We start from the raw sequence: 13,694 nt of genomic DNA on the forward strand, positions 1-13,694 counted from the left end.
CCGCGCTATTTGAAACGCGGCGTGCGGCGTTCAGGACAGACAACGTGTTCGGGACAGGCCGTCAGCGCCAGAGCAGACCGGGGACCTGCGCGCTCTCGCGCCGGCATTCCCGCTCGCCGCAAACCGGCTGCAGCAGGCGGCCGATAACAGGAGAAACCCATGGCAGACCACAGCATCAATGGTAAATCCGTTCTCATCGCCGGCGGCGCAAAGAACCTCGGCGGCCTGTTGGCGCGCGATCTCGCCGAACATGGCGCCCGCGGCGTCGCGATCCACTACAACAGCGCCGCCACCAGGGCGGCCGCCGAAGAGACCGTCGCGGCAATCAAGGCAGCCGGTGCCGCAGCCCACGCCTTTGCGGGCGATCTCACCAGTGCCACCAATGTCGAGAAGCTCTTTGCCGATGCGAAATCCGCGCTCGGCGGCATCGATATCGCCGTCAACACCGTCGGCAAGGTGCTGAAGAAGCCCTTCGTCGAAATCACCGAGGCCGAATATGACGAGATGAGCGCGGTCAACTCCAAGTCCGCCTTCTTCTTCCTGCGCGAAGCGGGCAAACATGTCAGCGACAACGGCAAGGTCTGCACGCTCGTCACCTCCTTGCTCGGCGCCTTCACGCCGTTTTATGCGGCCTACGCCGGCACCAAGGCACCGGTCGAGCACTTCACCCGCGCAGCCGCCAAGGAGTTCGGCGCACGCGGCATCTCGGTTACCGCCATTGGCCCCGGCCCGATGGATACGCCCTTCTTCTACCCGGCCGAAGGGGCCGACGCCGTCGCCTACCACAAGACCGCGTCGGCCCTCTCGGGCTTCTCCAAGACCGGCCTTACCGACATCGAGGACATCGTCCCCTATATCCGCTTCCTCGTTTCCGACGGCTGGTGGATGACCGGCCAGACGATCCTGGTCAACGGCGGTTACACGACGAAGTAAGTGGGAAGCGCCACTCATCCGCGCGGTGAGTGAAACGCCCCTCATCCGCCTGCCGGCACCTTCTCCCCGTAATCACGGGGAGAAGGGACACGTGGCTCTCTCCGCGCACTACTTCGGCGCACCGCGAGGCGTCGTGCCACGGCATACCGCGGGAACCAGGACGTCCGCGTGTGGCTGTATTCGCGGCCAAGGCAAGAAGAGGAGAGTGCAGCACACGCGGCGCCGTCCCCTCTCCCCGCCTGTGGGGAGAGGGCTAGTCCTCGGGTTAAACCCGAGGAGAGGGGCAGCGGCTGTCAGGGATGCCCCGCCCCAATGATATCACCTAGCGTGGCACACAAGCCTGATGCATGCTCTGCCCATGGACGGTTCAGCGACAATCGAAACTGGAAAACTCTGAAAATTCAACGATCCCAACCCGTCGACCCTGAAAAGAGAGGAAGTCCCATGACCAACTCAGCTTGGCACGCCGATCCACTCACCTGGGGCACCGGTCCACATCTCTTCGAGGTCTTTCTGGAGCCGACCGATCCTTACTCCACCAAGGCATTTAGCAAGCTCGACGCCCTGCTCGACCAGGCCGGCGAAGACAACGTCACTATTAAGGTCCGCCTGCAGTCGCAGCCCTGGCATATGTATTCCGGTGTCATCGTTCGCTGCATCATCGCGGCCTCGACACTTGAGGGCGGCAAGAATACCGCGAAGAAAGTCATCGCTGCAGTCGCTGCGCATCGGGAAGGGTTCGAATTCGTCCATCATGCCGGCGGCCCCAATCTGGACGCTACACCCAACCAGATCATCGAGCGCTTGGAAGGCTATAGCGGCGTCAAGCTCAAGGCCGCATTCGCGATCCCGGATCTCGACCGGGAAATCAAGTGGCATTGCAAATTTGCGCGACAGAACGGCATCCACGTCTCCCCGACCTTCATGATCGACGGAATCGTGCAACCGGACGTCAGCAGCGGCGATGATGTTTCGGACTGGGCAAGGAAGTTGCTTGGTTGATGGGGTGCGCGGAAGGCTGGAGCAGCCGGGTCCGTTAAAGTGCTCATGCACATATGCTTGTGGGGAATTGCGCGGCTCGGCCAGGCGACCACCTCTTGGTCGGCTTTACCCATCGGGCATTCCGGCCGAGCTCGCTTCCAACCCGAAGCGATCTGGCAGAGCGTGCGTGCTGCTGACGCCCCTTCCATTCAAAATAGGATTGGAATTTTAGGACGTTGTGTAATGTGATGCGGATGAGCGCATGGCGCGCGACGGGGCTCGATGAGTGAAATTCATGGCATATAACTGCTTTTTCTGCCGTCACCTGCTGGCGAGCCTGGCGCTGCTTCTCGCGCTCGCCCTGCCCGCCCTTGCCCAGACGGCACCAGCGCCGATCACCGTCATTCTCACGCCCGGCCAAAGCCCTGCCGAGATCGAGGAAACCTTGCGCGCCGCGGCGAAAGCAGGCGGTCCGGTCACGGTCGAGTGGCGCGACGCGGCAAATCAGGCCGCAGCGCCGGCCAGCGCGGCGACACCTGACAACACCCACGCCGCCACACCGGCCGTCGCCGCGACGCCGGCGGGTACGCCACAGCAAGCCGCTCCACTCGCTGACCCCGAGGATTCCTTTGACACCCTTTCCGCCCGTTTTCTCAATGGCTTGCAGATGGGCTTTGCGGGCATCTCCGGCATCGCCGGCGTGATGGCTGACGTTGCGGCAGGCATCCGCGCCGAAGGCTGGTCGGTCGTCTCGGTTGCCGCCATTTCCGTGCTGGCCATTGCCGCCGGGCTGGCCGCCGCCTTCGCCAGCCGCTCCCTTATCCATCGGCTGTTTGGCGCTTCCTTCGAGGTGGTCGACCTCTTGCACCGCGTGCGCGCCTCGGTGATCCGGCTCGGCTTCGACATCGCCTATCTGGTGATCTTCGCCGCCGTCGGCCACACGATCGCCCAGCTGCTCCTGACGCGCGGTACGGGCTCGGCCGAGCTTGCCCATGCCCTGATCACCATCGCCGTCGTCGCCGCCGTCTATGCCGTCGGCGCCCGCTTCCTCTTCGCGCCGACGCGACCCGAAATCCGCCTGCTCGATATTGCCCATCCGCGCTTCCACGCCAACATGCTTGCCACCTATGGCGCGGCCAGCGCCGTCGTCGGCGCCAGCATGCGTTTCGCCCATCAGCGCGGGCTGGACCTTTCCGCCACCGATGGCTGGCTGCTGATCGGCGTCAGCATCCTCACGGTGGTGAAGCTCCACTGGTTCATCGGTGGCGCGGGTGATATCCGCGCGCTCTTTGCCGGCGAGAACCCCGGCCCCGTGCGTCGCGCCATCGCCTTCGGCGTGCCGGAGTTTTATGCGCTGAGCGCCATCGTGCTCTGGCTGATGAGCGTCATCGTTGCCGGCAGCCCCAACAGCGCGGCCTGGAGCTTTGCCGGCGGCACCACGCAGATCATCCTGCTTGCGCTGCCGATCCTCGCCTTCGGCATCCATTCGCTGGCCGGTGCCGCCGCCGAACGCCGCCGCACGCCCGCCTCCTCCAGGCTGCATGCGGCGATCTCCGGCAGCATCCAGACGGCACTTGCCGGCGCCACCTGGCTGATCGGCCTGCACATCATCATCGAGCTCTGGCGCCCGATCATGGTCCAGGACGACACCGCCGCCGCCGTCGGCTGGATCGTCGTTCTCGAACGCATCAGCCTTGCGGTCGTGGCCGCCTGGGTGATCTGCAGCTTCCTCTGGCGGAGCTTCGAAGCCTTCTCGCCGTCTGCCCGCGTCGCCATGCCCGGCGACAGCGAGGACGAGACGATGGTTCATCAGACAAGCCGGCTGTCGACCATCCTGCCGCTCGTCCGCAACCTCATCTTCGGCGCCATCTTTGCTGTCACCAGCCTCGTCGTTCTCTCGGCGCTCGGCATCAACATCGCGCCGCTGCTGGCGGGCTTCGGCGTGCTGGGTCTGGCGCTTTCCTTCGGCTCGCAGACGCTGGTGAAGGATGTCGTCTCCGGCATCTTCTTCATCGCCGACGACGCTTTCCGCGTCGGCGAATATGTCGATACCGGCAAGCTCAAGGGCACGGTCGAGCGCATCTCGCTGCGTTCGCTGAGGCTGCGCCACCAGAACGGCCAGATCCACACCGTCCCCTACGGCCAGCTTCAGGCGGTGACCAATTTCAGCCGCGACTGGAGCACGGTGAAGTTCGAGCTGAAATTCGAGCGCGACGCCGACCCTGAAAAGATCCGCAAGGCCATCAAGAAGGTTGGCCTCGCCATGCTGGAGGACCCGGAGATCGGCAGCGAATTCCTGGTGCCCTTGAAGATGCAGGGCATCCAGGACGTCACCGAAAACTCCCTCGTCGTCCGCCTTAAGTTCACCGCCCGCCCCGGCAACCCCAGCATCCTCCAGCGCGAGGCGATGAAGCGCCTGCTTCCGGCGCTGCGCGAAGCCGGCCTCGACCTCGCCTCCAACGCCGTGACCGTGCGCTCCGGTGCAGCGGGTGCGGCGGAAGCGGAGGCGGCGGCAGCAAACCTGGCGCTGGCGAAGAAGCCGGTGGCACCGGAAGCAGCAGACGCGGAAGGGTAACGGTCAATCCGGCGCGACGCGGCGACAGACTTCCTGTGCTCGTCGCGGCTCGTGTCAGCATGGCCTTTCCATCGGGCAACGCCTTGCGCCCTGTCCCCGCGGGAACAACATCCACCCGGTTCCGTTGCTAAAACAAATGCACAAAGGCCGATGGCCTTTCAATCGGGGCATCGGTTCCGGTTCGGTCAACGCCTGGCCCAACGAAAGATCATGGTCAGGCAGCAAGAGCTCGGAGCGCCCCAATGCGTATCATCCTGGTAGCCCTCGTCGCGTCAGTCATGAGCATTCTGGCGTTCAAATATGCCGATCATTCCATCGGCAACACGCACATCGTTGCGACGGCCGAGGAACTTGCCGCCCTCTGAGCGGTCTTTGCAAATAGACCGGTCGCCCCCTCCCGCTCCCAGCGGGTCCTGACCACCGGACCGGCTCGGGCGATGCTCGCAGAAGTCGTTCAGCCCCTCCCGCATAGGTTTCATTCCGTCTTGCAGCGATCTCCGTCTTCTGCAATCCTCATCGCATGCGATCGTATCGGCTCATCATTGCTGCCAAACGTCTGACCGCCCCGGCGGCCCCACTCCCTATGTGCGTCTCTGGATAGCAGCGGGAACGGCTTGGCCGACCTTCTCGCTCTAGGGGCGGGAGATCAGGCCGATCCTTCCAACTGATATCGAGACGTTGACGATGCGACATGCGCTCTCCCGCAGCCTGGTGATCCTGCTATGACAGGATCATCCAGCGCTTCCTTCACCTTCATCCTGCTCATCATCTGCACCGCGCTTTCCCTTGCCGGCACCGACCTGATCCTGCCGGGCGTGTTTTCCGCCAGCGAAGCGACCGCGCAGATGGTGCTTGCCGCCTATGTCGGCGGCAGTGCACTCGGCCTCCTGCTCTTCGGCCACCTCGCCGATCACTTCGATCGCAAGACGCTGATGGTCGCAGCCCTTGCCGCCTTTGCCGCCACCTCCCTTGCCGGCGCCTTTGCGCCTGATATCGCCGTCCTCATCGGCCTGCGCTTCCTGCAGGGTATCGCCGCCAGCGCTGCGCCCGTGTTTGCGCCGGGCGTCATCCGGCAATTGTTCAGCGAGAAGACGGCCGTGCGCGCCATCGGCTTTCTCGGAAGCGTCGAGTCGCTGGTTCCGGCGCTTGTGCCCATCGCCGGCGTGGCACTTCTTGCGCATTTCGGCTGGCAATCGTCGTTCGAGCTTCTCGGCGCCGCCGGAGCGATCGTCTTCGTCCTGATGCTGGCGATCGGCCTTCCGCGCGAACAACGAAGAAGCGGCACCCAAGGAACCTATCTGCAGCTGCTGACGGATCCCGTCTTCATGCGCTACGCACTGAGCCAGGCCATGACGCTCGGTGGCGTTTTGACCTTCGTGTTCGGCATTCCCATGGTGATCGTCGAGACGATGGGCGGCACGCTCAACGATTTCATCATCGTGCAGATCGTCAGCGTCGCGGGCTTCATCGTCGCCGCCAATCTGACCGCGAAGATCGCCGAGCGCTTCGGCACGGAAGAAGTCATCATGGCCGGCAGCGCGATGGCCGCCGCAAGCGCGTTCGCTCTCCTCGCCTATGGCCTCTCAGGCGGAACCAATCCGTTGCTCGTGCCCGTTCTCTTCCTGCCCATGGGCATTGGCCTCGGCCTGCGTGGCCCCATCGGCTTCTACCGCGGCATCGTCGCTTCCGGCGGCAATGATGCTCGCGGCTCGGCGCTGATCGTCTTTTTCATCTTCATGACGACCACATTGGGCACGATGGCGGCAGCGCCTGTCATCACCAAAGGACTGCCGGCCCTCGCCCTCGTCGTTAGCGCAATTCACCTGCTTTCGGTCGCCATCCTCTGCGCACTGCCGAAGGTGAAGGAGGCTCCGTCCGCATAGCCGCGACCGCGGCAGACGACCGCGCCCCTGGGCGCGCGGTTTCGTGCCGCCGGCGGGAACTCTCCCTGGATCCCGCAACCATGGCCAGCCGGGGCGCACCCCGACTGCCGCGCGCCCGGCTTGCGCTTCCATCCCCGGGGTGTTCTGGTAAGAGCATCCCCGGGTGGTTCTGGTAAGACCGGAACGTGCAAAACGGAGCGCTGCAACATGAACAATAACAATCTTTGGTACTGTCTTGTCGGCACGGGCGACACCAACACCGGCATGCTGCGATTCATCGGCGCCGTCGTCGCCTTCATCCTCGTGTTCGGCGCGCTGTTCTGGTTGCTGGGCCTGTAAACCTTTCCCCTTGCCCGCGACGCGGGCGGCCGTCACAAGGTGGCCGCGCCTGCCCCAGCCGCGGCCTGTCTATCGTTCCGCCACCCGGAAATTGGTCGCGCCCAATTGCGCAATGACTAATACGCGACGAACGATGAGAGAACGCTCCAAGCACGAAAGCGGTCTCACTCTAACCATTTCCCCCAATTGGGTGAGGAACAATTCGTGAAAGCGAACCGCGCCAGACTTGCGCGTCGGCCGTTCGGCGTTCACGCCTCCACTTGGTGTCACGATCCTCAGGCGCCTTGCCAAACGGCAAAGTTGCGATAGAAGATCACAAGAGACAACTTAACCGATCACCATCTTGAACCTTCGTTTTGTTGCCGGCGGCCTGGCCGTCGCGCTGTTGCCCGAGCCGGCGGACTTCAGGAGGGCGATCGGCCCGTCCCAACAAAAAAGGCCGGAGCGCGCGGCTCCGGCCCTTCTGTTCTTTCGCTCTCAAAACGCGTGCCAGTACATCCGTGGTCAAGGTCGAAAGCAACGCGCAACTGCGAGCGTCGTGCTCAACAGTTTGCTTGTACTAATTTTATAGGACCGGGCGCGTTTCTGGACAAGCTGTCCCTTTGGGCTACGGCACACGCCAGGGATTAGTCTTGGCGACGCATCGAGGCCCGAAAACGGGGCCGTTTTCCAGCTTTTCCCGCCAAGACAATCAGCGATTACTTAATTATATTCGTCCTAGACTAAGGGATACAGGCGACGGCGCATGGCGGAAGCCTACCGGAGGGCACCCATCTCGCTCGCGGTCGTCGTCAGGGTCGTTCGGCGCGCCTGGGGAGGCATATGTCGGGGTTCGATCACAGGCACATGAATGGCGCGATACTCGCCGCGATCCTGGTGCTCGCCGCCCTGTTCCGCCTGCATGACGTTCAGCAGCCGCTGGTCGATGCCTTCAGCTGGCGCGAGGCGAGCACGGCGATGATGGCCGACAATTTCTTCCTGCGCAGCTGGAACATCTTCTTTCCGGAGGTCAGCTGGACCGGCCCCGACCCTTCCTATCAGGGCCGCGAGTTGCAGGTCGTCTCCTATATCACCGCCCTTCTCTATGCCGTCTTCGGCTGGGACGACACCTGGGGCCGGCTCGTCGCCATCGCCTTCGGTATCTGGGGCGTCTTCGCTCTGCATCGGCTGATCGCGCGGCTCTGGGACGAGGCCCACGCCCATGCCGGCGCCTTCCTGCTGGCGATCATGCCGGGCGCTGTCATGATCGACCGCTCGTTTCTGCCGGATCCGGCCATGCTGGCGCTGGTGACAACGGGCGCCTGGGCCTATGTCGCCTATCTCCAGAACGATCGCCTGCCCGTTCTCATCGCGGCCGGCCTCCTCACCACGACAGGCGTGCTTGCCAAGCTCCCGGGCATCGCCGTGGTCGTACCGATGACCTACGCGACATTCGCCATCCTGCACCAACGCGGCAGGCTCAGCCTCGGCCGGCTCTTGGCAATCCTGCCTGTCGCACTCGCCGCCGGTGCGCTGATCCTCGGCTACTATCGCTGGGCGCATTACCTCGGCACCAACTATCCGCCCTACCATGTCGCCGGCAGCGGCTATCTCTGGAGCGACGGTCTTTCCCGCTTCCTCGACGAAGCCTTCTACATTCCCGCCACCTGGACGATCGCCAGCAACTGGCTTTTCACCCTGCCGGTGGTGGTGCTGACCGGCATCGCGCTCCTGACCGCGCCGCCGACGGCAGGCGATGCGCAGACGCAGGCAAAGTCGGGTCGCGCGCCCTGGTTCTTCCATGTCTGGTTCCTGGGGGCGGCGATCGTCTATGTCTTTGCCGCGCGCGAAATCAAGACCAACCCCTGGAACTTCCATATCTTCAATGTGCCGATGGCAGCACTTGCCGGGTGCGGCCTGATCCTGCTCGTCGGCATCGGCCGCGAACAGGGCTTTCGCACGCGCGCGCTGCGCCTCGCGGCGATCGCCGCCGTCGTCGTCATCGGCGGCAGCATCCCCGGCCTGTCACTGATGAAGACACCCTATGCCGATCACGGCGAAAAGCTCGGCACGAAGCTCAGCGAGCTCAGCCAGCCCGGCGATCTCGTCATCACCGCAACGCCGACGATCGGCGATCCCGTGGCGATCTATTACAGCCGCCGCCGCGGCTGGGTCTTCCCGCCCGGCGGCGGCGAAACCGAATGGTCGATGCTGATGGAAGACGACAACGCGATCGAGGCGCTGGAGGACCTGCGCGCCCGGAACGCCACCTGGTTCGGCATCACCAAGAACGCCCGCGACATGCAGCGGCGCAAGCTCCTCGAATACAACAAGGGGCTGATCGCCTATCTCGACAAGACAGCCGAACGCGTCGTCGACGACGACACGATGCTGATCTACCGGCTGGCGCCACGGGCGAATGCAGCGGCTTGGAAGTGAACCGCTCGGCTTCACCCGTCGCGGCGCGTTTGCGGCTCTCATGGGCGCGCGACATGGATTTTCCTTCCGGTTGGCCCCGCCCCTCTCCTCGGGTTTAACCCGAGGACTGACCCTCTCCCCGCCTGCGGGGAGAGGGAACCGCGCGCAGCTCCCACGTCTCCTTTCCGCCACCTCTCGCATACGGAAACAAGAAGCCGGCTGTGCTCCCTCAAGGTATCCCGCGGCTGCAAGCGAGCAGAGGAAACGGTGATCATGCCGCAACGTCCCTTCTTCCCGCCTGCGGGGAGAAGGTGCCGGCAGGCGGATGAGGGGCGCAACAAAAACGCCATGCACCCGGATGAGCGCATGGCGTCCTGTTGTCTTGAATCAACGCCCGCTTGGGGCGTGTGTGCCCTATTGCAGCGTGCGGGTCGGGGCCGGTGCGGGCTGGCCAGCGGCAGCGCCGGCGGCATTGTTGGCCGAACGCGCGGAATCGAGGCCGGTCGCGACGACGGAGACGCGGAAGGTGCCGTCGAGCGTGCGGTCGAAGATCGAGCCGACGACGATATCGGCCTCGTCATAGACCTCTTCGCGGATGCGGGTCGCGGCTTCGTCCACTTCGAACAGCGTCATGTCCATGCCGCCGGAGATCGAGATCAGCACGCCCCTGGCGCCGCGCATCGACACTTCGTCGAGCAGCGGGTTGGCGATCGCCGCTTCGGCAGCCTTCAGCGCCCGGCCCTCGCCGGTTGCCTCGCCGGTGCCCATCATCGCCCGGCCCATGCCCTTCATGACCGACTTCACGTCGGCGAAGTCGAGGTTGATCAGACCTTCCTTGACGATCAGGTCGGTGATGCAGCCGACGCCGGAATAAAGCACCCGGTCGGCGATCACGAAGGCATCGGCAAAGGTGGTCTTGGCGTCGGCGATGCGGAAGAGGTTCTGGTTGGGGATGACGATGACGGTGTCAGCCGCCTCGCGCAGCCGCTCGACACCTTGCTCCGCCGTCTCCATGCGGCGCTTGCCCTCGAAGCTGAAGGGCTTGGTGACGACGCCGACCGTGAGGATGCCGGCCTTGCGCGCCGCAGCCGCAATCACCGGTGCCGCCCCCGTGCCCGTGCCGCCGCCCATGCCGGCGGTGACGAAGCACATATGCGTGCCGCCGAGGTGATCCATGATCTCGTCGATCGATTCCTCCGCCGCCGCCCGGCCGACGTCCGGCAGCGAGCCGGCGCCAAGGCCTTCGGTGACGGCAGCACCGAGCTGGATGATGCGCGACGACTTCGACATGGCGAGCGCCTGCGCATCCGTATTCGCCACCACGAATTCGACGCCCTGAAGCCCTTCGTTGATCATGTTGTTGATGGCGTTGCCGCCACCGCCGCCGACCCCGATGACGGTGATCTTCGGGCGCATTTCGGTGATCGTGGGCTTCTTGAAATCGGTCATGGCTTTGTCTCCTAGAGCCAGCGCCCTGCGGGCACCGGCAGCGGCGAATCGGGCAGCTGTTATTTTAGGAATTGAAAAAAGCCATGGAGAAGGCAAGGAAAAAGGACAGAACGCCTATCCACATATGAATTTTAGCGGGTCCTTTCGGTGGCAATTCCAAGCTCGACCGCATTCGGCAACGCGTGTAAAATTGACTTTCGGATCAATGGGTTACGCCGATGTTGCGTACCAAAATTGCCCCTCACCCTAGCCCTCTCCCCGCACGCGGGGAGAGGGGACGAGGATCACTGCTGCGTCGCGACTTGCCATCTTTTGCCGAAGAAGCAGCGCCTGCGAAGGTTGATTTGCAACGAGAGGGCGCGGCGTATTTCCTTCTCCCCGCCTGGCGGGGAGAAGGTGGCCGGCAGGCCGGATGAGGGGCAGATCCGCAGTACAGGCAACCGCCCTGCCCTTTGTTGAGCCCTAAGCCTCAAAACTCGGCCGCGAGCGCACCCGCTCCAGCCAGCTTTGAACATGACGGGCCGAAGCCGGGATCTCCATGCCGAAGACATCGCAGAGCCAGGCCGTCACACCTGCAGTGATGTCGGCGATCGAGAACTCATCACCGGCGAGGAACGGCCGGCCATCCGAAAGTTCGTCGTCGAGCCAGCCCCATTTCTTCGGCACCGCCTCCCGCTCGGTCTCGGCAAAAGCCGGAAACTGCGTCAGCCGTTCGGCGAAGAAGGCGTCCGAATGCAGCGCCACATTGCCGACGGTGCCGAGGATCACCAGTTCGGCGCGCCGGTTCCACATCTCCACCTTGGCGCGGCTGACGGCATCGCGGCCGAAGAGAGGGTGCTCGGGATTCGTCTCCTCGAGATAGCGGCAGATCGCAACGCTCTCGGTGATGATGGTTCCGTCGTCGAGCTCCAGCACTGGGATCTGCCCGAGCGAATTGACCGCCAGGAACTCCGGCGCCCGGTGTTCGCCCTTGGCGAAATCGACATCCACCATCGGCACCGAAATCTCCTTCTCCGCCATGAAGATGCGTACGCGATACGAATTCGGCCCCATGCCCTGATAAAGCTTCATCTTATCCTCCTGTCGATGAGGCCACCCGCCTCGTTTCCCCAACCGCATCTGCGCGGGATACTGGTTGTTTATAACAACCGGTTTCATTTAACTCAATGGTTTATTTCTAAAGGCAGCAAATCTTTTCGCCGAGCCATCGACCTGCTCTCGGCGCGTCAAAGGCGGCTACGCAATGTTTAGCGACAGCAATGCCCTATGGCGCTCGAAGGCTTCCCGTTCCCGCTGCCAGTGATCGAGATGCCCGTCCCGCTTCAGGCGCTCGGTCGCGGCCGCGCCGATCATCGCCAGCATCGCCGCCTCGTCGCCCATATGCCGAAGCACCTCGACCACCATGGCAAGCAGCGCGTCGTCGCAGGCAAGGCCGTAGGTTTCGCAGAAGCGTTTGAGACGCCGGCTGCCGTCGTCGAGATCCGCCAGCGCCGCCACCTTCAATTCCTCGGTATGGAAGGAAAGCGGCACCATCCAATAGGCGAGATAGGCAAGATCACGCAGGCGAGGCCCGGGCCCAGCAAGATCGAAGTCGATGACCCCCACCGGTTCGCCGCCGCGGAAAATGAGATTGTACGGCGCAAAATCATTGTGGCAGACGACCTCTGAGCGACTTTGATCCGGATCCCGGAAGGCCCAGAGATCGGCCGCCGTGAATTCGAAATCGGCAGTCGCGTCATGATAGGCCCTGAGCAGCGCGGCAGCGGCGGTCAAGGCACGCTCGGAAAGCCAGATCTCCGAAGACACGCCGGCCTCGCCATCAAGGAAACTCAGGACCTCGCGCCCATGATCATCAATGCCCAGGAAGCGCGGCGATGCTTGAAAGCCCCTAGCCTCCAGATGAAGGAGCAGCCGGTGCACGCTTGCGCTCTGCGGCGCGGTTGCGCGACGCACCGTATCGCCCACACGCACGACGCCGGCGTTGACGTTGCCGCCGGCAAGCGGGCGCTCGTCCCCCTTCTCGCTCCCTGGTAAGCTAATTAGCTCGCTCGCCATCATAAAAACCAGCCGGTGACAGATTTTCCATTTCGATCCAGATAGCATTGTCGACCAAAGTAAACTGCGCTGATCAGTTCGCCACGGATTTCAACCGCATCATAGATCGGGTCGACCACCCACTCGAAGGCCCTGCTGAGAATACCGCGCCGGTCGTCCGCAGCCTCGATCAGCCCGTCTTCAACATGTGAGATCATATCGAGGACCGGTTCGAGCAGCCAATTGCCACACCGATCGATGAAACCCCAACAGCCATCGTGTTTGGCGGCAAACAGGTCGTCACCCGCAATCCATAGGTTTTCGAAGCGCGGTTCCACGACCCATTCTCCCGATGTGTCGATCAGACCACACGGCCAATCGAGCGGATATGGGTCGCCGGGATCTTCTCGGCTGCAGACGGCGGCTCCCTGTTTGAATCCACTGGCGGACTTGAAGCTAGGTTCGATGAACCATCGCCCGCCGCGGTCGATGTAGCCTTCCTGGTAGCTTCCATCCTTCCATCTCAAGCCCACCACTGCCGTGTCCGTTTCATCGCCCTGAAAGCTGTGGGCTGTGCTGAACTGCGGCTGAATGATCCAGTTGGCATTCTCGTCGATGTAGCCGTAGCTGCCACCGGGTAACTTCGCGACCGCGAGCCCGCGGCAAAAAGCTCCGAGATACTGGAAACGGGGTTCGATGATCCATCTGAAATTTGCGTCGAGGCAGCCATAAAGGCCGTCATGCATGGCGACGCAACGATCATTCGAAAAGCCGCGTATGAACGTGAACTGTGGTTGTGCAATCCAGCGGCCGCGCTCATCCAGGAGGCCCCACTTCTGACCGACTTGGGCACGCAATGGACCTTCGCCATAAGTTGAGATGTGAGAAACCTCGCCGGGAGCATGCGTCCATTGACCTTTCCGGTCCAAGGTGCCCCACCGCCCCTGGAACACAGCCGCCGCTCTGTCGCCGTCGAACGCATAGGCTTGGTCAAAACGCGGCTCGATTGCCCAGTTGCCGGAGCGATCAATGTATCCCGTTCTTCCGTTATGATGGGACCGCAGGTCCCACAGGCTCTGTTCATCCATTCCCGGCATTTCACG

Annotated in this window: 11 protein-coding genes; 7 read left to right on the plus strand and 4 right to left on the minus strand. The window is 63.3% G+C overall.

What is annotated here, in order from left to right; genetic code table 11:
• Window positions 1–159 precede the first annotated feature (159 nt).
• From ACTJKM_RS23705 to ACTJKM_RS23735, 7 genes are all read left to right on the plus strand, one after another.
• Complete coding sequence (locus ACTJKM_RS23705) at window positions 160–933, plus strand: SDR family oxidoreductase (RefSeq protein WP_058327092.1); 774 nt, start codon at window positions 160–162, stop codon at window positions 931–933.
• 444 nt (window positions 934–1,377) lie between these two features.
• On the plus strand, window positions 1,378–1,935 hold the full coding sequence (locus ACTJKM_RS23710) for a DsbA family protein (RefSeq protein WP_058327093.1): 558 nt from the start codon (window positions 1,378–1,380) through the stop codon (window positions 1,933–1,935).
• A 274-nt stretch (window positions 1,936–2,209) separates the two neighbouring features.
• Entirely contained in the window at window positions 2,210–4,489 is a 2,280-nt protein-coding gene (locus ACTJKM_RS23715) for a mechanosensitive ion channel family protein (RefSeq protein WP_058327094.1), read from the plus strand.
• 242 nt (window positions 4,490–4,731) lie between these two features.
• Complete coding sequence (locus ACTJKM_RS23720) at window positions 4,732–4,854, plus strand: hypothetical protein (protein WP_255571016.1); 123 nt, start codon at window positions 4,732–4,734, stop codon at window positions 4,852–4,854.
• Between the two features lie 357 nt (window positions 4,855–5,211).
• Window positions 5,212–6,372 carry an MFS transporter gene (locus ACTJKM_RS23725; RefSeq protein WP_058327095.1) on the plus strand — a complete coding sequence of 387 codons (1,161 nt, stop codon included), beginning with the start codon at window positions 5,212–5,214 and terminating at the stop codon, window positions 6,370–6,372.
• A gap of 207 nt (window positions 6,373–6,579) precedes the next feature.
• Window positions 6,580–6,711, plus strand: a complete 132-nt coding sequence (locus tag ACTJKM_RS23730; RefSeq protein WP_280938101.1) for a hypothetical protein — start codon at window positions 6,580–6,582, stop codon at window positions 6,709–6,711.
• An 822-nt stretch (window positions 6,712–7,533) separates the two neighbouring features.
• Window positions 7,534–9,129, plus strand: coding sequence for an ArnT family glycosyltransferase (locus ACTJKM_RS23735; RefSeq protein WP_058327096.1), 1,596 nt, complete (start codon window positions 7,534–7,536; stop codon window positions 9,127–9,129).
• A gap of 393 nt (window positions 9,130–9,522) precedes the next feature.
• Here the strand turns inward: ACTJKM_RS23735 and ftsZ are convergent, their stop codons facing one another.
• The 4 genes from ftsZ to ACTJKM_RS23755 all read right to left on the minus strand — a co-directional run bounded on the left by ftsZ (window position 9,523) and on the right by ACTJKM_RS23755 (window position 13,679).
• Window positions 9,523–10,557 (minus strand): cell division protein FtsZ, encoded by a 1,035-nt coding sequence (ftsZ, locus tag ACTJKM_RS23740; protein WP_057253912.1) that lies wholly within the window; start codon window positions 10,555–10,557, stop codon window positions 9,523–9,525.
• Between the two features lie 462 nt (window positions 10,558–11,019).
• Complete coding sequence (locus ACTJKM_RS23745; RefSeq protein WP_058327097.1) at window positions 11,020–11,628, minus strand: glutathione S-transferase family protein; 609 nt, start codon at window positions 11,626–11,628, stop codon at window positions 11,020–11,022.
• A 165-nt stretch (window positions 11,629–11,793) separates the two neighbouring features.
• Entirely contained in the window at window positions 11,794–12,612 is an 819-nt protein-coding gene (locus ACTJKM_RS23750) for a phosphotransferase (RefSeq protein ID WP_063893343.1), read from the minus strand.
• Window positions 12,612–13,679 (minus strand): WG repeat-containing protein, encoded by a 1,068-nt coding sequence (locus tag ACTJKM_RS23755; RefSeq protein WP_057253906.1) that lies wholly within the window; start codon window positions 13,677–13,679, stop codon window positions 12,612–12,614. Before ACTJKM_RS23755 ends, ACTJKM_RS23750 begins: the two co-directional genes overlap by 1 nt.
• Window positions 13,680–13,694: the final 15 nt, after the last annotated feature.

This window comes from Ensifer sp. 22460, assembly GCF_052044935.1.
Classification (GTDB): Bacteria; Pseudomonadota; Alphaproteobacteria; order Rhizobiales; family Rhizobiaceae; genus Ensifer.

Coding starts and splice junctions, on each gene's coding strand:
- ACTJKM_RS23705 (WP_058327092.1), top strand. CDS start 160: ATGGCAGACCACAGCATCAATGGTAAATCCGTTCTCATCGCCGGCGGC.
- ACTJKM_RS23725 (WP_058327095.1), top strand. CDS start 5,212: ATGACAGGATCATCCAGCGCTTCCTTCACCTTCATCCTGCTCATCATC.
- ACTJKM_RS23715 (WP_058327094.1), top strand. CDS start 2,210: ATGGCATATAACTGCTTTTTCTGCCGTCACCTGCTGGCGAGCCTGGCG.
- ACTJKM_RS23745 (WP_058327097.1), bottom strand. CDS start 11,628: ATGAAGCTTTATCAGGGCATGGGGCCGAATTCGTATCGCGTACGCATC.
- ftsZ (WP_057253912.1), bottom strand. CDS start 10,557: ATGACCGATTTCAAGAAGCCCACGATCACCGAAATGCGCCCGAAGATC.
- ACTJKM_RS23750 (WP_063893343.1), bottom strand. CDS start 12,612: ATGGCGAGCGAGCTAATTAGCTTACCAGGGAGCGAGAAGGGGGACGAG.
- ACTJKM_RS23730 (WP_280938101.1), top strand. CDS start 6,580: ATGAACAATAACAATCTTTGGTACTGTCTTGTCGGCACGGGCGACACC.
- ACTJKM_RS23735 (WP_058327096.1), top strand. CDS start 7,534: ATGTCGGGGTTCGATCACAGGCACATGAATGGCGCGATACTCGCCGCG.
- ACTJKM_RS23755 (WP_057253906.1), bottom strand. CDS start 13,679: ATGGATGAACAGAGCCTGTGGGACCTGCGGTCCCATCATAACGGAAGA.
- ACTJKM_RS23710 (WP_058327093.1), top strand. CDS start 1,378: ATGACCAACTCAGCTTGGCACGCCGATCCACTCACCTGGGGCACCGGT.
- ACTJKM_RS23720 (WP_255571016.1), top strand. CDS start 4,732: ATGCGTATCATCCTGGTAGCCCTCGTCGCGTCAGTCATGAGCATTCTG.